General features: G+C 52.4%; 12 protein-coding genes. 2 read left to right on the top strand and 10 right to left on the bottom strand.

Features of this window, described 5'->3' with window-relative positions; translation table 11 throughout:
• Positions 1–24 precede the first annotated feature (24 nt).
• On the top strand, positions 25–657 hold the full coding sequence (locus Q2J34_RS02220; RefSeq protein WP_298887824.1) for a MarC family protein: 633 nt from the start codon (positions 25–27) through the stop codon (positions 655–657).
• Between the two features lie 118 nt (positions 658–775).
• On the opposite strand, the gene Q2J34_RS02225 is transcribed toward Q2J34_RS02220, so the two are convergent.
• The 6 genes from Q2J34_RS02225 to Q2J34_RS02250 all read right to left on the bottom strand — a co-directional run bounded on the left by Q2J34_RS02225 (position 776) and on the right by Q2J34_RS02250 (position 15,362).
• Entirely contained in the window at positions 776–3,076 is a 2,301-nt protein-coding gene (locus Q2J34_RS02225) for a leucine-rich repeat domain-containing protein (RefSeq protein ID WP_298887827.1), read from the bottom strand.
• 12 nt (positions 3,077–3,088) lie between these two features.
• Positions 3,089–5,605, bottom strand: coding sequence for a T9SS type A sorting domain-containing protein (locus Q2J34_RS02230; protein WP_298887829.1), 2,517 nt, complete (start codon positions 5,603–5,605; stop codon positions 3,089–3,091).
• Positions 5,606–6,008: 403 nt separating this feature from the next.
• Positions 6,009–11,333, bottom strand: a complete 5,325-nt coding sequence (locus tag Q2J34_RS02235) for a hypothetical protein (RefSeq protein WP_298886311.1) — start codon at positions 11,331–11,333, stop codon at positions 6,009–6,011.
• 48 nt (positions 11,334–11,381) lie between these two features.
• Complete coding sequence (locus tag Q2J34_RS02240; RefSeq protein WP_298886308.1) at positions 11,382–12,704, bottom strand: hypothetical protein; 1,323 nt, start codon at positions 12,702–12,704, stop codon at positions 11,382–11,384.
• Between the two features lie 28 nt (positions 12,705–12,732).
• Positions 12,733–13,728: a FimB/Mfa2 family fimbrial subunit gene (locus tag Q2J34_RS02245; RefSeq protein ID WP_298886306.1), complete on the bottom strand. Its 996-nt coding sequence runs from the start codon at positions 13,726–13,728 to the stop codon at positions 12,733–12,735.
• Positions 13,729–13,847: 119 nt separating this feature from the next.
• Entirely contained in the window at positions 13,848–15,362 is a 1,515-nt protein-coding gene (locus tag Q2J34_RS02250) for an Mfa1 family fimbria major subunit (protein ID WP_298886303.1), read from the bottom strand.
• 640 nt (positions 15,363–16,002) lie between these two features.
• Between Q2J34_RS02250 and megL the strand changes: the two genes are divergently transcribed.
• On the top strand, positions 16,003–17,205 hold the full coding sequence (gene megL, locus Q2J34_RS02255) for a methionine gamma-lyase (protein ID WP_298886300.1): 1,203 nt from the start codon (positions 16,003–16,005) through the stop codon (positions 17,203–17,205).
• A gap of 854 nt (positions 17,206–18,059) precedes the next feature.
• Here megL and Q2J34_RS02260 read toward each other — a convergent pair.
• The 4 genes from Q2J34_RS02260 to Q2J34_RS02275 form a co-directional block, all read right to left on the bottom strand.
• On the bottom strand, positions 18,060–18,629 hold the full coding sequence (locus tag Q2J34_RS02260) for a 5-formyltetrahydrofolate cyclo-ligase (protein WP_300969176.1): 570 nt from the start codon (positions 18,627–18,629) through the stop codon (positions 18,060–18,062).
• Positions 18,630–18,643: 14 nt separating this feature from the next.
• Positions 18,644–20,236: a S41 family peptidase gene (locus Q2J34_RS02265; RefSeq protein ID WP_300969177.1), complete on the bottom strand. Its 1,593-nt coding sequence runs from the start codon at positions 20,234–20,236 to the stop codon at positions 18,644–18,646.
• Between the two features lie 37 nt (positions 20,237–20,273).
• Positions 20,274–20,759: a deoxycytidylate deaminase gene (locus tag Q2J34_RS02270; protein ID WP_298886648.1), complete on the bottom strand. Its 486-nt coding sequence runs from the start codon at positions 20,757–20,759 to the stop codon at positions 20,274–20,276.
• A 215-nt stretch (positions 20,760–20,974) separates the two neighbouring features.
• Positions 20,975–21,715 (bottom strand): SIMPL domain-containing protein, encoded by a 741-nt coding sequence (locus Q2J34_RS02275; RefSeq protein WP_298886645.1) that lies wholly within the window; start codon positions 21,713–21,715, stop codon positions 20,975–20,977.
• Positions 21,716–21,754 lie beyond the last annotated feature (39 nt).

The following is a 21,754-nucleotide window of genomic DNA, read 5'->3' on the forward strand; positions in this document are numbered from 1 at the left end:
TTACCATTAGACGAAAAAACTATTATGGAAAATCTTTGGAATAGTATCCTAGACGACTTCTCGCACTTCACACTGTCGAGCTTCTTCGCCACCTTTATGATCCTCTTTGTCTCTATAGACATCATCGGAGCTATACCGATCGCACTGAGTCTCAAGGAGAAGGGTAAAGTCTTTCACCCCAGCAAGGTAGCCATCATCTCGTGCCTTATGTTCATCGCCTTCCTCTTCGTCGGTGAGCCACTACTAGGCTTCTTTGGAGTGGATGTCTCGTCCTTTGCCGTGGCGGGTTCGATCGTCCTCTTCGTGCTAGCTGTCGAGATGATCTTCGGCATACAAGTCTTTCAAGACGATGATCCCTCGGGCAATGCCGATATCGTGCCGCTCGTCTTCCCGCTCTTTGCGGGTGCTGCCTCCTTTACAGCGATCCTAACAATGAAGTCCTCTGGGACGGCGACCTCGACGCTTTTCATCGCTATCCTCCTCAACGTCGTCTGTATCTACCTCATGCTACGGACGGTGTCGCTGCTAGAGAAGTGGCTTGGCAAGGGTGGGATCTACATCCTGCGTAAGTTCTTTGGGGTCGTCCTGCTAGCCATATCGGTACGCTTCTTTATGGAGAATCTCATGATCATCCTCGAGCCATTCTTTGGCGAGTAAAGGGACCGACACACATCAAGCGTAGAGGCTCGCCCCAATCGGGACGAGCCTCTGCTTTTTAGTAAACTGCTATGAGCAGCCTACGTTCCCCTGTGCTATTGAAGCAGCTGTCCTCTTATTAAGGAATGAGACACTTGACCGACTCAACGGGTGTAGCGACGATGTAGAGTCCCTCTGTGATGCTTACTAGCGGTATGTCGCATAGCCCATCGGAGTCAGAGTGTGTCTGCAGCAGTAGCTGCCCCGTCATATCATAGAGTGCGATTGGGGTATCTGCTACAGCGGTGATGCGCAGCATGTCTAGAGCGACGCTCACCCGCAGAGCCGACTCAGTCGTAGGTGCGGGGAGAGGCTCATTTGCTATTGGGAAGCCAATAGGTGCCCCATTGTCGCCACGAGTGCCTCCTAGGTAGTCGCTCATCTCCCAGCCCTGTGCGTGAGCAAGGTAAAGAAGCTCCTTCTGGAATGCGTTGTCAGCACTCTCTCCCTGACTATTAAGCCAAAGGATCGTCGCCCGCTCCTCCTCAAGACGCTTGGGCAGGCTAGCAATGATCTTCTTACCCGCCTCGACGGTCAACTTATTGCCGTAACAAGAGAGCAGGCTCAGTAGCGGCATACCACTCAGCTGGATCTCTGTAAGCTGATTATTGTGTAGCCTGAGCGTCTCGAGGTGTGGCAGGTCAGTCAGCTGGATAGAGGCTGGCTGATAGTCGTGTAGCTCCAGGTCGTGTAGGTAGTGAGCCTTGGTTAGTTCTATACCCTTAATAGTGGCTCCGCTGATGATCAGTCTGTACACATCGCCACGTAGGATTAGCTCTGTGCCCTCTAGGGTGTAGGTGACAGGCTCCTTTGAGTTGCTGATAGGCTTGGTCGTGCCAGTAGACTCGATCAGGCCTAGCCCCCAAAGGGTGAGCTGTATGGTGCTACCCGCCTTGTCAAAGGTGAGCTTGATCACCCCCTCGCCCATATCTGGAGCATCAGAGCCACGGTAGTCAAGTCCCTTACCAAAGTCTGCAAAGTCCGCATAGTCCACCACGCGCCACTGCTTACCTAGTGCCTGATCCACAAGGGCTTTGGGGCACACATTGCCCTCTAGAGTACTGGGTGTATTAACCACCTTAAAGAGTCCTCTAGTCATCCCTGTACGATCGGGCAGCTTGTCAACGATTTGAGCCATCTGCGGCTCCTTGATCTGATTGTCGTAGATATCCAGTTGACGCAGTGGAGCGTTGGCCGGGAGTGTTATGTCTGCGATGCGATTATTGTTGCATAGTAGCTCCTCTAGATGAGTCTGTACGGAGAGATCGAGGGAGCTGATGTTGTTGTAAAAGAGGTGTAGCCGCTTAAGCTCTTTCTGCGCCGATAGATCTATCTGCGAGAGGTTGTTGTGCCCCATCTGCAGAGAGATAAGCTTAGGATTGTTGCTCAGGTCGATAGAGGATATCTGCAGGTCGCCACAGTTTAGCTCTTCAAGCAGCGGGCAGTGTGTCACATCGAGCCCCTTAAAGGGGTTCTTGCTACAGCTCAGCACGCGTAGATGCTTGCTGTGTGAGAGATCTAGACTCGTGAGCTTGGCATAAGCGCAGGAGAGCTCCTCGAGTTGTGGATACTTAGCTAGATCTAGACTCTGCAGCTTGGTGCCGTAGATATCTAGAAGGAGCAAGTTAGGATGCTCTCCCAGCGTCAGCGTCTCAAGGGCTGAGCAGTTAGATACGGAGAGACGCTCTAGGGAAGCTAGGTGCGCTACGTCTAGGGAAGTGATCTCGTTGTCACCACATGCCAGGGTGTGCAGAGCTCCGTTTTGCGTTAAGTCTAGCGAGCGAATTTTGTTTTTCGCAATGTCTAGCTGCTGTAGCTTCGTGCATTTGCTAAGATCTACTGCTGTAGGGTAGTAGTTGTCCGAGTAGTCTAGTATCTCTAGGTCAGGGCATCGATCCAGGCTTAGGCTCTTGACATAGTTGCCCTTGAGACGTAGCTCCTTGAGAGACGAGGCCGTAGGTATGTCGAGACGCTCCAGCTGGTTGTAGGTACAGTCAAGACGCTGGAGCGCCTTGGAGTAAGTGATGTTTAGCTCGGTGAGGTTGTTATTGTCACAGCGTAGCTCCGCCAGCTCTTTAGCCTGACGTACGTCCAGTGCTGAGAGCTTTTGGTGCGAGAGCGTGATCGCTGTGATGGCTCCTGAGAGCTTCACCTCAGCACTCTCGATGGTGTAGCTGTGTGCCTTGCCATCAGCGAGGATCGCTCCTGCTAGGCCTTGCGCCGTCACGGCACCATCGGCAGAGATGGCAAGAGTGATCGTTGATCCTACGGGCAGAGCCGTAGTAAATAGGATACGGGAAGCTGCATAGCTCTGTAAAGAGCATAGGGCGAGGCCCATGAGCATAGTCATGAGTCCTCGCCTTATGAAAGAGTGAAGCATAGTGTGTCCTGCTTATTGTGTTATGACCACCTTGTCAGTCTGTGTGCTGTCAGAGGAGATGGTGCGAACGATGTATAGTCCGTCAGGTAGCTCAGAGACGCCCATGTCGATGCGCTGGCAAGGAGCTGTGCGGTAGTCACGAAGTAGCTGACCCGTGGTGTCGTATACCTGAAGCGCCTCAAGGGCTGCGCCCTCAGCTGTGATCGTACCGTAAGCGTACTGTACCGTTGTGGAGCCTCTGTCTACTAGCTCCTGGAGGTGACGTGGTGAAGCCTCAAAGACATAGACAAAGTCACAGGAGTGTCTCGGATCACCATAACCATACCTCCAGTACTCAGCCTTCGTGCAGTAACCCTTGAGGTCATAGCTAAACTCGCCCGGGCCTCCGTTTTCCTCTGTGATAGGGAGCATAGGCCAGAAGACCTTGGTCGTAGCCTTGTCAGCGTACTGAAAGCGTAGCTCGTAGAAGGTCTCAGCCTTACCCTTCTCAGGATCGGTCTCACCCTGCTCGTAGCCATAGTTCACCGCTTTGATCTTTGAGAGCAGTCCCTGCTCATTCCATGCGTACTGCTCACCCTTTAGGTAGAGCCAGTTACTCTGTATAGAAGTATACTTGACCTCTGACTTATGTCCCTTATCGTTATAGCTGTAGAAGATCTTGCCCGTGGGTGTCGAGACGGTGGGATGATCTGTATCTGCTCCCGTAGCCTCGCCAAAATGCTCCTCGATGAGCTGTCCCTTGTCGTTGTAGATGTAGTCATTCATCACTTTGGCACTCTGCTCTACCCAGTAGTCTATCTGACCTTCGGGACGGTAGCCGATCTTGGTATCAGCCATATCTTTGTCAAAGAGCTTCATCTGGCGTCTTACTAGACGACCCTGCTCATCGTATGTGTAGTGAACTCGCTGACTGGACTTACCGTCCTTTGCGTAGTCGAAAGAGAGCGTCATGTCAATGTCTGATATACGACCCTGCTGATCATATCGTATATCATAGTGAGAGGAGATGCTTCCATCTTCTTTCGTCACCGTGCGAGAGGTCCAATTTTTGTTTTCGTCATAGCCGTAGGTGTAGATAGGAGCCGTAGAGACCGTAGGCTCTACCTTAGTCAGATAGTACTCGTAAGTCACATCCCCAGCCTTTGCAAAGGTAGCGGTGAGCTTGCTATCCTGAAAGAGCTGAAACTCTAGCCCCTCTACGACATCACCATTGACCTTGAGCTCCTTTAGCTCGTAGCCAGCCTCAGGGGTTGCGACCACCTTGTAGGTCATACCTTGTGGTAGGTAAGCTAGATCTTGGGTGTCCAGACCCTCTAGCGCTATCTTGCCATGCTCTGCCTCTTCGATCGTGACCTTGGCATAAGCATCAATGAGTGGCATAGGAGACTCGTAAGAGTTTTCATTCTTAGTCAAGAGTGCCCACCCCTTGCGTCTAGCTAGACTAGCAGCCTTGGGTGACCAGACGTTACCCTCCTTGTAGGTAACCTTGATCCCTGCTGCAAAAATCTTGTAGGCAGGGCTTGTCTCGTTGTACTCAGCACTATGGTCAGAGAGTTGCTCTAGAAGAGCAACTGTAGCCTCAGCGGGTAGCGCACAGAGGTGCAGGCTGAGCAACTTAAGGCCCGCACAGTTGGCTACCGAGACCTTGGTGAGCATCTTATTACGCTCTAGATAGACTTGAGTGAGTGCCGCATGATTAGAGAGATCTATCTCTTGTAGCTTGCACTCCTGCAGGTAGATATACTTGAGTTTGTCAGACTTAGGTAGCTTTACCGAGGCAAGCTCTGCACAAGCATTGGCCGTGAGATACTCTAGCGCAGTACAGTCGGAGAGATCTAGCGAGGCGAGACCGCTCTGCTTGCAGTCTAGTGTCGTGAGGCTGCTGAGTCCAGTGAGTGTCAGCGTCTTGAGCGGATTACGTGATACGTCTACACTGTTTAGCTTGGTCAGACCCGTGAGGTCTAGTGCTGCTATCTCGCCATTTTGCAACTCTATCTCCTCGAGGGCTGTACAGCCGGTGAGGGTGACGCTCGTGAGCTTCATACAGGATCCGGCCTCGAGCTTCTTCAGTCCTGTGCAGCCGCTCAGGTCTAGTGCAGGTATCGGAGTAAATCCACAGCTCAGAGACTTAAGAGAGCTAACGCCTTTAGCGCGGAGATCCGTAATGCCACTGTTTTTGAGGCTAAGCTTCTCAATCGTTTTGGAGTTGGTAATATCTACCGCTGTGAGTTCGCCGGTGTAGTTGCAGCTAATGGACTTGACAGCACCACGTATCGTAATGTCTACTCCTGTAGGCATGTATGAGGTACGATCTGAAGCGTAAGCCTCTTTGACCCCCTCGATGGTTATAGCACCCTCACCCTGTATGCTTAGTGAGAGAGGCATAGGATCGTCGTCATCGTTGGTGGGAAGCTCTGTAAGCTTCAAGGTGATGACATTTTCCCCGGCAGCTTCCTGAGCTGATAGTGGCGCATGAATAGCCATCCCGAGGAGAGCTAGTAGCGCAGCAATAAGTAGTCGGTGGTTCATTGTTTTTGAGTTTATGATGGTTGTGAATATGAGCCGTTTTGGTACAAATCGCGCTATACTCAGTACGATTTCGAACCTATTGCGAGCAAAGGTAGTAATTATTTATTTAGTACGCAATAGCAATAATTTGCTACATGTTGGATCGGTTTAGAACTATTTACTCAAACTTCCTGCGCTTCTTTAGCTGTTGGCTGTTGGCTAGACTCACTAGTTGCACTAGTGCTACTAGAGGCACTAGCCACACTAGCCCTCCGATCCACTCCGATCTCTAATCTCTAACCTCTAATCACACTCCGATCCACTCCCCTCTCTAAAAAGATAAGAGGCACCAGTACTTAGTACCAGTGCCTCTAACTACTAACCTTTAATCAACAGCCAATAGCTAATAGCTAACAGCCAACCGCTATTTCACGACGAGCGTCGCACGGCGTGCGACACCGTCCGTGCCGATTGCCTCAACGACGTAGCTACCTGACGAGAGGAGGATACGCTCGCTGTACTCCGTCAGCCCAGGTAGCGACTGCGTGTAGACCGTGATACCGTCACCCTGTACAAGCCGTAAGGATGACATCTCCTGTGCCGTACGGACAGTCAGCATACCCTCGCTGTACTGTGCCTGCAGCTCATCTGTAGGCTCAACCATCGGAGCGACCGACGTAAAGTCGCCGTCCACACGTAGCTCCAGACGACCCTCGGCATCATCGGGGAAGAGCTTGATCTGGCAACTCTTACCACCCATCAGGTCATGCTCCATACCGCTCTTGTAGTCTATCAGACGAGCCGTCACAACGTGCCCCATCACACTACCAGCGAGCGAGAGCGTCACATCGATGGGTTCGGAGACCTGTGTGGCTAGCTCGTAGTGACCCGTAGCCGCATCGTCAGCATAGAGATCCTTATGGAGACCATCCGCCGGGTCAACGATAGCTATCGAGGGATAGCGACTCTCCGTGCTTAGGAGCATTTTATCGACCGAGCCAGACTCGTAGCCATAAACGACCAGCGCACGATCCTTGCCCAAGCGACTCTGTAGCGTCAGCGACAGGTAGCGTGCAGTCTCCGCTGTAGCGTCACCGCTCGTATTACGTAGGCTGCTACTGCTCTGTGGATGTTGCTTAGCGTAGGAGTCGAGAGCAGTCGTCGGGAAGACCAACTTCGCCTCGGGACCAACATCGGATTTAAACTTGACCACAAAGGCTCCGAGCGGATTGATCTTCTTATCCTTTGCTGTAGCTTGATGACAGGTCGTAACCTTACCATCTAGGTTCAGAGGCTCATAGCCCTTTACATCAACTGAATGCAAGAGTCTTACATAAGGCTCTATGACCTCCTTATTAGCCTCTAGGAAAGGAACAACCTCTAGCGGTGCCATAAATGGATTGCCCACCATCACCTCTTGACCAGCAGCGGTAGCACTCACATCCATCGTGTAAACCTCGGTACCGTCAGCGAGCTTAGAGATACGCTGCGTCGCGGGGTCCTCAAAGATAAAGCGGTAAGCCATCTTGGTGCGCTGAGCATCCGAGTAGTAACCACGGAAGCGCTTTGCCTTGCCATCGAAGTACTGGAAGCGCGTCTGCCCCGTGCTAGCATCGTAAGTCTGATGGTAGAAAGGCTTTGCCACGTCTGGTCTGTCGAAGTATGGTAGCTCCAAGATACCACGACGCTCCACAATGGCACTCTTACCCTCTCGGCTCTTGAAGCCCTGCTCGTCTCCAGCCACAATCAGAGCAATGCTGTTATTATTGCCTGCCATCGAGATAGATTGTAGTGGCGAGGGATCGTTGAAGGCACTAGCGTCAAACTGTGCCGCTATACTCTTACCCGCACGCTCCGTTTTGAAGCCAAGCTGATAAGTGTAGGGCGAGGCGCTGAAGCTGTAGTCGCCCGCATAGATATCGTAGAGCGGAGCAGACAGCAGGTTGAGCGCGTTACGACCATAGAGCCACTCATCGGTGTTGCAATCTTCAGTGGTATAGATACGCCTGTCACTCTTATATTCTGTACCATCAGCTACGCCAAAGTTGTAGCGTACCATAGCCCGTCGGTAGTTGAGCTGCTGAATATTGAAGACAGATGCTCCCGAGTGGAAGGTGATATCGATACAGGTCGGCTCGCCGTAAAGGTCACGCGGGGTCACCTCCTTAGCGAGATCCGGCTGTGCCCGAAGCTTACTACCTACAGGTCCCAGTTCGAACTGAGACAGATTCATAATATGTACATTGGTACAGCGCGTAGGCACCGCCTTAGCTGGGTAAAACTTCCCCTCGTGGAGGAATACCCAGTTGTCGGGGTTATGCCAGTCATAGTACTTAGCGTCTGAGTGAGGTGGATCGGTAGGCGTCTCCTCCTTACCCGTACCCGGAGGCACAGTTCCATGCCCCTGCCCAGTAAGGTCCGGCATCCACCAGAGTTCGTCTGGAGAGACAGAGATCGTACCCTTACTCGTATTAATACCACACCTAGTTCCGTTGACGGTCAGCGTGTAGCTCTCGTAGTGTGCCTTACCATCGACTACACGAGGAGCGGACACCTTACGGCGGATAGTACGTCCAGAGTCGGTGTCTCCATTGTCAAAGGTCCACTGGTACGCACCATCCGGCACACCTAGATTGGTCGCTGTCAGGGTCACTATATCGCCAGGACAGTGAGCACCCTGCGGAGAGACGGTCACCGCAATACCCTCAGAGATGTCCTCGAGCTTGACGGTAAACTTCTCCGTCTGCATATTCGTCTCACCACATAGACTGGTTTTAATCTCCAGCTTGTACTCATTCTTGAGTTCACTACCCGACTCAGCTTTAAGATCCCATTTGACCATCAGGTCTTCGGGCAAGTCCTCAATATTTGAGCTTATGATGACCTTGTCCCCATCTTTGAGGACCACGGTACCAACCTTGTTCGGGATGTTGATGAGCTTAAACGCCATATAGCCCGTCTCCTTAGAGCAGCGATACCCCACATAGGTAGGACGTGCGTACGAGGGAGTCAGCTCTTCCCTTTTTATCGGCACATTAACGTCGATGGTTGAGTCATCCCAAGGCCATGCCCACCAAGCATTCCACGAAAAGCCATCCTCACCCCAATCATCTTGGTCATTGGTTGGATCATATCCAACAAGAGGCAGCTTGTAATAACCATTACCGACATTCCCTCTCTCCAGCTCTCCTCTGACAAACTGGTTGACACCAACAGAGTCTACCTTGTGAGTCCACCTATTACAATCGTAGTCTATCCACTGCCAACTAGGCAATGGATAGAAGTAGCGGAAGTTGAGCGTGACTGGGAGGTCTACATTTTTGATAGGGATATAGAACTTCGTATGGTCTAGCTGGTTGCCCTCACGATCATAGGGGTAAAAGTAGAAACGCTTTGACTTACCTCCAGGAAGACCTGAGACTAGGAAGACAACGTTGCGAGGCTTACCAGTCTTCTTGTCTATACCATAGTCTAGACGACCATCAGCAAAGGGATAGATGCGCACCTCATCGCAAGAGGCACGATCCACGACAGGGTTAATGAGCTCCGTGAGTTCAGGGTTGAAGTCCGGCTCATTCATATCCAGATTGATATAGAAGGACTCTCCCGGCTGACAAGGATGCTCAAACTTGAGACGGTAGATACCACGAGGCATCGGATGCTTCTTCAAGTAGTCATCCATCTTTGGATCGTTAGTTATGACACCTTTAAGAGCACTTGGATTAGCAGAGTTATCTTCGTAAGGGTAGACTACGCGCTCTCCATTTTTGCCTACCTTATAGATAAATCTAAATGGGTAGAACTTCTCAGGCGTGCCAGTTCCTCCAGGACCTGTGAAGGTATTGGACATCTTAATCTTCTCTCCCAGTCCAATCATACCACCACCATAAGGGTTTTTAGTATTAGTCGAGTCAGGAGTACGGTAGTAGTAGCTCTCACACGCACGGCGATAATCCTCATACCCTTCGGGAGCCTGGACGAGCGTGATCTCCATACCTGCCATAGCATTGAGAGAATTTCCGCCAAAGGTAAAGAGATAGGTATGATAACCTGGGCTTAAATAGGCTGTAAGAGTACCAAGCCTTATTCTATCCGTCATCGGCTGAGGCAGGTGGGCGTAGATGCTAGAGAAGTCGTAGAGACGATTCTCTGTAGGCTTCTTGTTCGTAGGTGCTAGGATGAGACTAGGCTTAGGCGTGATGGGCTTGCCATAGAGGTCTGTTCCCTCTACCTCGACGTAGTAACGCTTCGTCGGATCATATCCCTCAAAAGTGTAGCGCTTGTCTACTAGTGTAGAGATTGATGATCCAAAATCGTCTGATATGTGTACGGGCTTAGCTCCAGGAGCTGGTTTGCTCTCGCCATCGGCTAGCTCATAATACTTAAATCGTAGTGTACAAAAGTTCCGTCCTTGGAACCATACAATCTGACCTATCGAACAGTCAGAGGTGTCTTCCGTCTCAAGAATCTGAAAGCGTCCGCCTCCAGACTCTCCTCCACCTACATAGTCTAAGTCCACTCGGACTGGAATGGTGATATAGTCGTTACACCCCTCGTTGGGCCGCTTGATACGTATCAGCAAGGCTACTGGAAGAGCCTTTTGCTCTTCAAGCTCTTGGAGTGACATAGACTGAGGTAACTTGTAAGAGAGGACAAGCTGAATACCATCCGGAGACTCACTAACATAAACTTCAGAAGGAGATCCCTTCTGGTCACTCCAAAGTAGAGAGCTGGCATCTAGAGTTCCATTCGTGAGCTTCTCATACTCTAGCTGGGTGACAATAGCCACCTCGTAGTTCTTAACGAAGGTAGAGGGGAAGGAGTCCGCATACTCAGGGAAGTATCTCTCCGAATCTCCTTGATAGCCCCTATTCATCTCCTTAAAGAGTTCGCGTAGTCCTAACTTATCCTTATTAAAGTTCGCACTAAGCTCAACAATGTTTCCTGAGCAGCTTCTACCGCTCATCTTTTTAATGTCAAAGGGGATCTTGAAATCCGATGGCACCGTAGGCAGGTTGGTCGTAGGACCATAGACGGCGAACGACTTGGCAGTAGTCTCTCGACAGTCACTCTCTAAGGTGTATTCGTAAGTACCTTGTGGCAGCGCCCCGCTATACTCAAAATGGTAGAGGGTTGTATCTCCCTTGACCTCCCGCTTAGTGGGTTGTATCGTCCTAGCACCTGTAAAGTCATCGGGAGCCTGCTTAATATTCAAGACGGGAGGTCTCTGCGTACCACCTCGCGCTACGATATGAAAGCTACCGTATGGTCTACAAGGCAAGCGATAGGCATCAAACTTCACCTGGGTCTCCTCCAGTGCTACATACTTGTTTTCGATCTTTACATCACTGAGGAGGTTGGTCTCAACGACAGACTTGTTGACTTCTTTTTTAGGTATCAGTCTAATAAAGATACGGTAGTCATCGCGCCCTGGTAGTTGTTCTATCCGAAGAGCCCCTTTAGGAGCTGGTGCTGGCTTGTAACCGACTGTGTAACTATGACCTTCCTTATCCTTGACCTCGTACTCCACCTGCTCTATCTGAGAGAGCCTCAGCGGAGCTCCGTTAAATTGTATAAGCAGTTTGATCTCCATCGTACCCTCATTCTGACAGTAAGAGGGGGTCGTTTTTACTTCAAACTGGTAGTTCCAATCCTTATCTGCACCTTGAAATGTTTCCTGCGCAGAGAGCGTGGAGAGCGACAGAAGGAGAAGAAGGAGGGAGAGGGTGATGTATCTATATCGTTTCATAGCGTATGAGACATAGGTTGGATAAAGGGTATCTGCGTCAAGGCACGACTACTCGAAGTCTTGCTGCGTGATCTTGATCTGGTACCAGGTATTGCGGATGACGGAGTACTCGCTCACGCCCGCATTGTTTGCTGCGAGCTGACCGGTCTTTTCCGTGGTGCGGTCGTCAAATTTGTCTTTGAGTGGATGCCTGCCAACCTGATAGCCAGTGCGGTGCTTGGGGTCCCACTCATTGACCTGGAAGGTGAGCCTGAGCTGCATCGCTGCTAGTTGGGCGGGCATTAGCCCCGCATCGGCACTCTTTGGGCGAATGAACTCTGGCACGTAGATTGTCGTGTAGTAGTCAGACATGCTGAGCTCGCCGATGGCATGACCAGTGCTTCCAGTGCTAGCCATATTGCGCTGCACCTTGTTCTTGTCTCGCTCTATGTAGTAGCAGTCCTGCCCACCCTGAGGAGCCCGGTAGTAGTTGGAGCTGATAGGGTTATAGAGCGTCGTGGTCCACTGGTCCTTGTCGTAGTAACGCGAGGCGAAAAGAGCGAAGTAGCGTGGCACATTGTACAGTGCCATCTCAAAGTCCTCTATATAGTCTAGCACAAGCACCTGATCCGAGGTGGGGTCGCCCAGCACGCTGTTGGCAATCATGTCGGGCATCGTGATGTCGATACGCGCCAGCACACGCGTCAGTCGTACGGGATGTCGCTCCGTCGGTGTGGCTAGGAAGCGGTAGGGGTCCGGCTTGGTACCCTTTCCGAGCATCTGTTTGATGGCATCGATGCTGACATTGGGACAGATAGCGGTCATCGGGATGAGGTCGTCCTCACCGCTACCACCATCCGCTAAGCTGGGGAGAAACTCCGGCTGCCAGGGAATTTTCGTCAGTCCAGGAAGCGTGTAGAGCTGCTCACGCTCGGTGACGCCCTGTAGGGCTGTCGTCAGGTTGTAAGTCTTCGAAGCCTCATTAGCAACGAAATAGAAGTCAAAGCTCTGCACATTTCCAGGGATAAGGACAGGATGGCTCCAAGGCGTGCCATTGGTTACAGGCTGTGTATAGCCATCCAAGATCTGGTTGACTAGACACTTGCCCGTAGCGTGGTCGAAGACGAGGACACGCACAGACTTGACCTTATTCTCCGCATTTTTGAGCTTTTCCTGTAGCTCAGGTAGAGGCACCTCTCCCTGACGGAAGGTGGACTGCGGCGCCACGCTCATCGAGAGGTAGAAGTCTCCGCCCTCCACTTCGGGGGGACAGGCGGAGGGATCCTCATACACGCAGCTGGTCAGACCAGCCAGCAGGAGCATCGTGGAGAGCAGCCACGCGAGGATCGTGCGGGAGCCTCCTTGTATGCTATATAGATTGCATTTCGTCATGGCTTTGTAGCTCGAGAGGTTAGACACATTATATATTATGGTCTTGCTCACGGATGAGCCAGCCATTGATCCATACGTTCACCGCTAGGAAAGTCTCCTGTGTCACGGGGCGACCATCGAAGGCGAAGATGATAGCGTAGCGATCCTCGCGGTCTAGGAACTCTTGGTCGGAGAGTTTGTTGTTTGCGTGGAACTTCGTCTGTAGCAGTAGCGACAGCAGATCCACGTTGAGGAGGGTGTTGCCCGTAGCGCGCTCCGTGATGATGAGTCGCTGATCTTGCTTGGTCAGCAGGCGGAGCGTGTTGAGCTCGACAGCGATACCGCCCGTCCCCTTGAGCTGCTCAGCATAGTAAGGGGTGTAGGTGAGGACATCGTCGGTGAGTACTTCGCCAGCGCCGTTGTAGCGACCGTTGGGAGCGGTGATGCGGAAGTCGTAGTTGTCGAGCTTGATGTTGGACTTGCCACCCTCCGAGATGTCCTGCATGACGAGGCGGATCTTGTTGGTCCACTTAGCCATCGGCACGACGATAAGACGGCTGCCATCGCCTAGCACCTGAACCTCCTTGGAGACGCCGTAGAGTAGTGGTGGCAGCTCGGCAGCGATCCGCTTGTCCTCAGCTCTCGAGATTTGCACGAGTAGGTCCTGCATGGTCGAGGTGCCAGCCTGTAGCTTGCTCTGCTCATAGAGGGTACCCATACGGTGACCGCAGAGAGCCATGATGGTGTAGTTGCCCGGGGCGAGCTGTAGCTCGAAGGTCTGCTGCTCCTTGTAAGGTGCAGCCGCATCGATCATCTCCGAGACAAAGTGCCCCGCCTCGTCGAAGATGTAGAGATGCACATCCTCGGCCTCGCGATGCCAGCGATCTACGTACTGCATATTGTAGTCGTAGCGTAGCTGCACACGGAGGGGACAGGTGGACAGATCCTCGTAGATGCACTTGTCGCAAGAGACAAAGCTCAAGCCTAGTAGGAGCAGGACTCCTATATATAATAGTCTCAATCGAGATAGACTGTGTGAAACCATAGTGTCAGTGTGGGGCTTTAGCCCTCTTTTATGTGAATAGTTCCTATGAGGGGAACATTCAACCCCTCATAGGATGATGCCATTACTTTAGACTGCTGGCAAAGAGCAGTAAGGGAGGATTACAGAGCGATATCCTGTGTACGAACGATCCAAGGATTGATCGTGATGTCGAATGAGACGAAGACCTTCGTTGGGTCGTCATTTTCGTCGTCATCCTTCTCGTTGACTACATCAGGCTCACCTGGCTGAGAAATCTTTGAGATGTTGATCTTGTAGATGTTGTTACGTACGACACCGTAACGACCGTAACCCATATCCTTGCTAGACTGAGTATCATTGAAGTGACGGATCAGGTTCGTCTGATAGTAGCAAGCACCATCCTTGTAAGCCTTGATACCATTGAAAGTACCAGAAGCAGTAACATCACCCTGAGCATCAACAGTCAGACCACCCTCGAGAGCAGCCTTAAGAGCAGCCTTAAAGCCTGCAGGTGTTTTGTCAATCTCAGGTTTGGTGTTAGTATTATCCTCGATGATTCTCTTATACGCAAGCATCTTATCCTTTGTAAAGGTAAAGCCCTGATAGCTGTACCATGTCTCACCCTCGGTGAAGGTGATGCCATCATGCTCGTCAGGAGTCCAAGTACCACTGAGGACGAATGAGGTCGTACCCTGGTGCTTCTGCATAGGAGCGTCCATCGTGTTCTCGAGGCAGTACTGACCATTAGCATCATCGTAGCCAAAGGTACCCTTTAGCTCAGGCTTACCCTCTAGGTAGGTAAAGTCTGCGTTGTTGAACTCACTTGCGAGATAGTTAGGATCCTTAGCGTAGCGGTCGAAGCGTGTGCTAGCATCTGTAGCGGTCTCGTCTGGAAAGCCTGCTAGAGCAGTTTTGCCAAACTGACGGAAGATGTAGGTCTTCTTGTTTGTAACGTTGAGTCCCCACTTGATGTTGGTCAGCTTACCATTCTCAAATGTAGGCTTGCCACCTACGAATACCTTAGCGAGGATACGATCTACACTGACTGCTACAGGAGCCTTCTCAGCCTCTGCGTCGGTAGCCTTCATTTGATTCGTTGCGACTGTAACAAGACCACGATCGTTAGACATCATAATACCATTAGCCTTGAGGTCATCAACGGTTGTCTCGATAGCTGTTAGAGCGTCTGCTAGGTACTTACCCTGAGCAGTGGCAGCCTTGACAGCAGATGTTGGGTTAACGATAGCGAGCATCTGATACTCTTGGCTTACAACGCCCTCAGCCTTGGTGGTGAAGCGAGCAATCGTAGAAGCCTGAGCTGGGTTGGTAGCAAGGCCATCGCCCTCAATTGTAGTGCCATTAGAGCTAATGTTGTAGTCTAGAGCATACTTAGCCTCCTTGCTGTCTGGATCGTAGAGTACGACGCGGACATCTTTGATAGCCTGCTCAGCCTCGGTTCCTACGTAGGTGTCCTTAGCATTTGCATCATTGACACTTCCTGCCTCAGCTCTTGTGCCACCCTGTGGTAGGCTGAAGGTAAAGGAGATGAAGGCATCAGCCTTCTCCTGATCATTGGGTTGGTTCTTGTCGTTCTTGCAGCTTGCGAAGAGCAGAACTGCTGCGACAGCCAACGCTGCATACATAAACTTCTTCATAGTTGAATTGGTTTGATTAGTTATTAAAGTGAATATTCTACGGGGGCAAAGGTACGACACAAAAGCTTCTAGGGTGTTGCCATTTTCGGTATATCTTTTGACAATCTCGGTATTTAACAGTTTGGAGGGTAGACGCTAGAGATTAGAAGTTAGAGATTAGAGGTTAGAGGGATCGGAGCTATCGGAGTGATACGTCGTCCTGCGTCCGTCCCGTCATCCCCACGTCGTCCTGTTTTCGTCCTCGTCATCCCCACATCGTCCTGTAGGGACGCACGATCTGTGCGTCCGTTGTCGAACGAGAGTTACAGCATCGTCTCGCTGGTTCGGGGACAGACGCCCTCCATCCCCACGTCGTCCTGTAGGGACGCTCGATCTGTGCGTCCGTCCCCGTCAAAGCGAAACATCGTCAAGATCGTTCGACAACGGACGCTCAGATCGAGCGTCCCTACAGGATTCAGTCACGGCTAGTGTTAAGTGGGAGTGCGTTCGTTGTGTCAAAGCGAGACGTCGTCCTGTGGGGCCGCAGTAACACCAGCCACCAGCTAACGGCCAACAGCCAAGAGCGATATCATATAAGGTAGTCGTGAGTGCTATTTTTCGTACCTTCGTACCGAATCATCAAACTTTTTAGATAACGCTTATGATTGATCCAAAAGAACTACAGCAGATGGGCTTCGCTACGCGTGCCATCCATGCTGGTAGCGAGCGCAATCAGCACGGTACGCTGGCTACTCCTATCTATCAGACCTCTACTTTCGTTTTTGACTCTGCAGAGCAGGGGGGCAGACGCTTTGCCCTCGAGGAAGACGGATACATCTACACCCGTCTAGGCAATCCGACCTGCACAGCTGCTGAGCAAAAGGTCGCCTCGCTAGAGGGCGGTGAGGCGTGCGTCAGTGCCTCCTCAGGTATCGGTGCGATCACATCAGCTATCTACCCGCTGGTACAGGCTGGGGACCATATCGTCGCTGGTAAGACGCTCTACGGCTGCACCTACTCATTCCTCGAGCATGGGCTCTCACGCTTTGGCGTAGAGGTTACCTTCGTCGATGCGCGCAATCTGGATGAGATCAAGGCGGCTATGCGCCCCAATACGAAGCTCGTCTATATCGAGACGCCCGCCAATCCTAACATGTACCTGACAGATATCGAAGGCGCTGCCAAGATAGCTCATAGTCAGGAGGGCACTGTGCTGATGGTGGACAATACCTACTGCACCCCCTTCATCACGCGTCCTCTAGAGCTCGGGGCTGATGTCGTGGTACACTCAGCTACCAAGTATCTGAATGGTCACGGGGACGTGATCGCCGGATTTGTCGTTGGTCGCAAGGAGTATATCGACCAGGTACGTCTCTTTGCTGTCAAGGATATGACGGGATCAGTCCTAGGCCCGTTTGAGGCATACCTGATAGCTCGTGGTCTCAAGACACTAGAGATACGTATGGAGCGTCACTGCGCTAATGCACAGCGTGTCGCTGAGTTCCTCGAGCAGCACCCCGCTATTGCCTCGATCGCTTACCCAGGGCTCAAGAGCTTCCCACAGTATGAGCTAGCTCAAAAGCAGATGCGCCTACCAGGTGCTATGATCGCCTTCGAGCTCAAGGGTGGGCTAGAGGCTGGTCGCAAGCTGATGAATAGCCTCCACCTAGCTACGCTCTGCGTGAGCCTCGGAGATGCTGAGACGCTTATCGAGCACCCAGCTAGCATGACCCACTCGCCCTACACGCCCGAGGAGCGTGCTGCGTCTGACATAGGCGAGGGCATGGTACGTCTCTCCATCGGTCTGGAGAATGTCGAGGACATCATCGCAGACCTTAAGTGTGGTCTCGATGCACTCTTATAATATGTAGTCGCTGGTCAAAGGCTATCGCACCAAGCGTGCCTATAGCCTACTAATCAATAAAGACTCCCCCCATCGCAGTCTAAGAGCTGTGGTGGGGGGAAGCTTTTATTGGTTGTTGGCTGGTGATACTGCGCTTTGTAGGGACGCACGATCTGAGCGTCCGTCCCCGTCAAGACCACGATGCTGTAACTTTTGACACAACGGACGCACAGATCGTGCGTCCCTACAGGACGACGTGGGGATGGAGGGAGAGGGACGCACTATGACTCGATACTAGCCGTGACTGAATCCTGTAGGGACGCACGATCTGTGCGTCCGTTGTCGAACGATCTTGACGATGTTTCGCTTTGACGGGGACGGACGCACGACCGTGCGTCCCTACATGGTGACGTCTTGCTGTACAACAACGGACGCCCTCCGGCTAGATACTCTCGTGCGTCCCTACATGGCGACGTCTTGCTGTACTACAACGGACGCCCTCCGGCTAGATACTCTCGTGCGTCCCTACATGGCGACGTCTTGCTGTACTACAACGGACGCCCTCCGGCTAGATACTCTCGTGCGTCCCTACATGGCGACGTCTTGCTGTACTACAACGGACGCCCTCCGGCTAGATACTCTCGTGCGTCCCTACATGGCGACGTCTTGCTGTACTACAACGGACGCCCTCCGGCTAGATACTCTCGTGCGTCCCTACATGGCGACGTCTTGCTGTACTACAACGGACGCCCTCCGGCTAGATACTCTCGTGCGTCCCTACATGGCGACGTCTTGCTGTACTACAACGGACGCACAGATCGTGCGTCCCTACAGGACACCGTCACGGACGCAGTGGTACTAGCTAACAGCTAACATCAGTCGCGCACCTCGTAGGTTCGGCTGTCGGTGATGATGTAGTGCATCGCTACGTCCCACGGCTCGAGCGGTATCTGCTCAACGATCTGTAGCGAGGTGGTGACAGCGGCACGAAGGGCGTGGGGACAGCGTGCGAAAAAGCGATCGTAGTACCCCTTGCCGCGGCCCATACGCCCCCCGTGCAGGTCGAATGAGACTCCAGGCACTAGGATGAGCTCTATCTCGGCGGGATCTACCGCCTCCTCGACGTCGGCGGTGGGCTCCAGGATCTTGTAGTCGTCACTGGTGATGAGCGACTCGGGCTGATAGCTGTAGAAGTTGATATCGTCACCCTCTACACGAGGTATGAGGAGCCGCTTATCGCCTTGGTAGCGCTCTAGGATAGCGGTCAGGTCGACCTCGTCGGGCAAGGCGCAGTAGAGTGCTACGCAATGACTACGTACGAAGGGTAGAAAGGTCTCTATCTGCTGACAGACACGCTCTGAGACTGTCTGTCTGTACTCTTCGGTCCATTCGCTCCGCATCTTAGTGCGGATGGTGTGGCGTAAGGCTTTTTTCTCTTCTCTCACTCTGTCACAACTCATCATCGTGTGTGATAATTTTCCTTTAGGTACTGCTCTGCGCTACTGATCATCGGGTCGTCTTGAGACATCACCTGATAGAATCCCGTAGTGCCAAAGAGATGATTAGCTATCAAAGCATACATCTGTTGCTGCAAGCGCGGTGCGGCTTGGCGTAGCATCTGTGGTCGCTGGGCTATACCATGCTCCGCAGCGTATGCGGCTAGATCGTTGATTAGCGACTTCTCCTGAGCGAGCAAAGCGAGTAGCTCCTGTACGGAAGCGAGCTCACGGAGGCTCTCTCTATTTAAGTCTACGAAGTAAAAGGCAAACTCCTGCATGGCTCCAGACATGATCAGACGTGCTGCATAAGCATTGATCATCGCGGTGTCTTGCGGTACGAAGATGTCGGGCATGATGCCATAACCGCTGAAGAGGAGCCGCCCCTTGTCGCTATGATACTCCCGCTGCTTGTGCTTGGTCAGAGAGAGCGTATCGGCGTAGTCGCCCACGGGCTTGATGCCTGAGACGCTCATCAGACTCTCCTCGATGGAGGAGAGACTGCCCTGCTCGTAGGGTCGCTGTATGTTACGCCCCGAGGGGGTATAGTAACGAGCCACCGTGAGACGTACGCTAGAGTGATCTGAAAAGGTAAAAGGCTGCTGCACCAAGCCCTTGCCATAGGTCTGTCGCCCTACGATCATTGCTCGGTCGTGGTCTTGCATCGCTCCCGAAAAGATCTCAGAGGCCGAGGCACTATTCTCATTGACCAGCACCACTAGGGGCAACTTACGGAGCATGCCCTCGCCATTGGCGATCACATCTTCGCGAGGCATGGTGCGCCCCTCGGTGTAGACGATCAATTGATCCTTGCTGAGGAACTCATTGGCGACAGCGACGGCTGCATCCATATAGCCTCCCGTATTGTCTCTCAGGTCGAGGACTAGAGCTTTGGCTCCAGCCCGCTGCAACGCACCCCACTGCTGGATGAACTCGTCATAAGTGGTACGCGCCCAGGTGGTGATCTGCATCAGTCCGATGGTCGGCGTGAGCATATAGCATACATCTATGCTTCGTATCGGTACGGGGCCACGTACCACGCTCACCTTGCGTCGCATCTGGCGACGTAGTATCGACAGATGTGCTACCGACCCCTCTGGTCCTCTGAGTGCTGAGGTGATGGTGTCTTGGTTGTTGCGCTCCCCGAGGAGGCTCTTGCCGTCACAGGCTAAGATGCGGTCGCCAGGCTCTAGGCCTGCGGTCTCTGAGGGTCCGCCAGCGAACACTTGGTCCACGACGATCGTGTCGGTGATGATGTTGTAGATGATCCCAATCCCCTCAAACTGCCCCTCTAGTCTCTGCTCCTCGCGCTCTGACTCCAAAGGCGGTATGTAGGTCGAGTGCGGATCCAGCGACCCTAGCATATAGGGGAGTATGTCTGTACGTAGCTGCTCGATATCGACCGAGTCTACGTAATACTTCTCGACAAGCTGCAGCACCTGGTCAAACTTATCAGCGTGCGTGATATTGCGATAGCGAGAGATGAGCCAAAAAATAGCAGCGCCAATGAGTGCCCCCACAAGGAGACAGATTAGATATTTATACTGACGACGCATATCTACCACTTGTTCTTTATCTAGATAGGTACCTATACTAAAGGGTTGCGGGTTGGTCCGTAGACGAGACCTCGTCTAGCGGTATGTAGACTACCTCAATGCCCGCGCGCTCGAGTAGCTCGACGCCATCGGTGAGCCGGTACTGCTCGCCATACACGACACGACGTATACGACTCTGGATGATCAGCTTAGCGCACTCCAGGCAGGGAGAGGCGGTAATGTAGATAGTCGCGCCCGTGCAGTTATTGCCCGAGGCTGCCACCTTAGTGATAGCATTAGCCTCAGCGTGTAGGACGTAGGGCTTGGTGATACCTTCGTCATCTTCGCAGACATTCTCAAATCCCGCAGGTGTACCATTGTATCCGTCAGAGATGATCATCTGATTGTGTACGATGAGAGCTCCTACTTGTCGACGCTGACAGTAGGAGTTTTCGGCCCATATACGAGCCATACGCAGATAACGGCGGTCTAAGATTGTTTGCTTTGAGTCAGAAGCAGAGGAGGTAGTTGGAGTGATTGTCATCGTGTAGTGATTTACTCATAGCGTAAACCGCCACAAAGTTACTGATTATTTGGCACAAATGGTAGTGATACCAAGGCTGTGAAAGCGACTCACAAAAGAACGACCTGTCGAGACGCACCGATAGCGTCCCGACAGGTCGTCAGTAACGGATTCAGTAGTACTAGCTAACAGCCAACAGCTAACAGCCAATAGCCAGGGTCAGTCGTGTGTACCTCCTAGCGGAGGGCGTAGGTAGCGCGGACGGTGACGGAGATGGTCTTCTGGCGTGAAGAGGTGTTGAACGCTCCACCCCACGAGTAGTCTTCGCCAGCGTTCTTGCCAACGATCTGGAAGACCCCCATTGAGGCATTTTGTAGCTTGCCCACCTTACCATGGCTCCCAGAGGCGATTTCCTCAGCACGGTTGAGCGCATCCTCAGAGGCTTGGCGTAGCATCTGATGCTTGAGGTCGTTGAGGTTCGTGTAGTAGTAGTCGGGAGCTTCGCTCGTTATCTCCACACCCTGCGAGATGAGCGAGGAGATACTCTTGGAGAGCTCCTCGACGCCGTCTAGATCTCCGCTCGTCACAGTGACAGCCTGCGTGAGGGTATAGCCGTTGGGTACCTGCTGATAGTTGCCATGCGTGTCGTAGCCATTGCTGTAGTTTTGCGACACATCTAGGCTACCGAAGGAGTAACTGTCAGCCTTCAGACCAGCCTTCTGGAGGTAGTCCTGTACGACAGTGCGCTCTCGCTCTATCTCCGCATAGGCATCGCTCAGCGTAGCCCGCTGCACACGAAAGGAGGCTGTCCAGACGATCAGATCGCTCTCGAAGTCTTGCTCTGCATTGCCCGTAACCGAGACGATACGCTGCTTGCGGACCGATAGATAGGTCGATCCGGCGATCCAAATGCCTAGTACAAAGGCAACGGCCAGCGCCAAGGCTGCCCAAAAGGTCCACTGCTTGTTCATATCCATATTAATTGTGTTAGATGAATTTCAATCAGAGCGGAGCGG

Origin of the sequence: Porphyromonas vaginalis, from assembly GCF_958301595.1 — a bacterium.
GTDB lineage: Bacteria > Bacteroidota > Bacteroidia > Bacteroidales > Porphyromonadaceae > Porphyromonas > Porphyromonas vaginalis.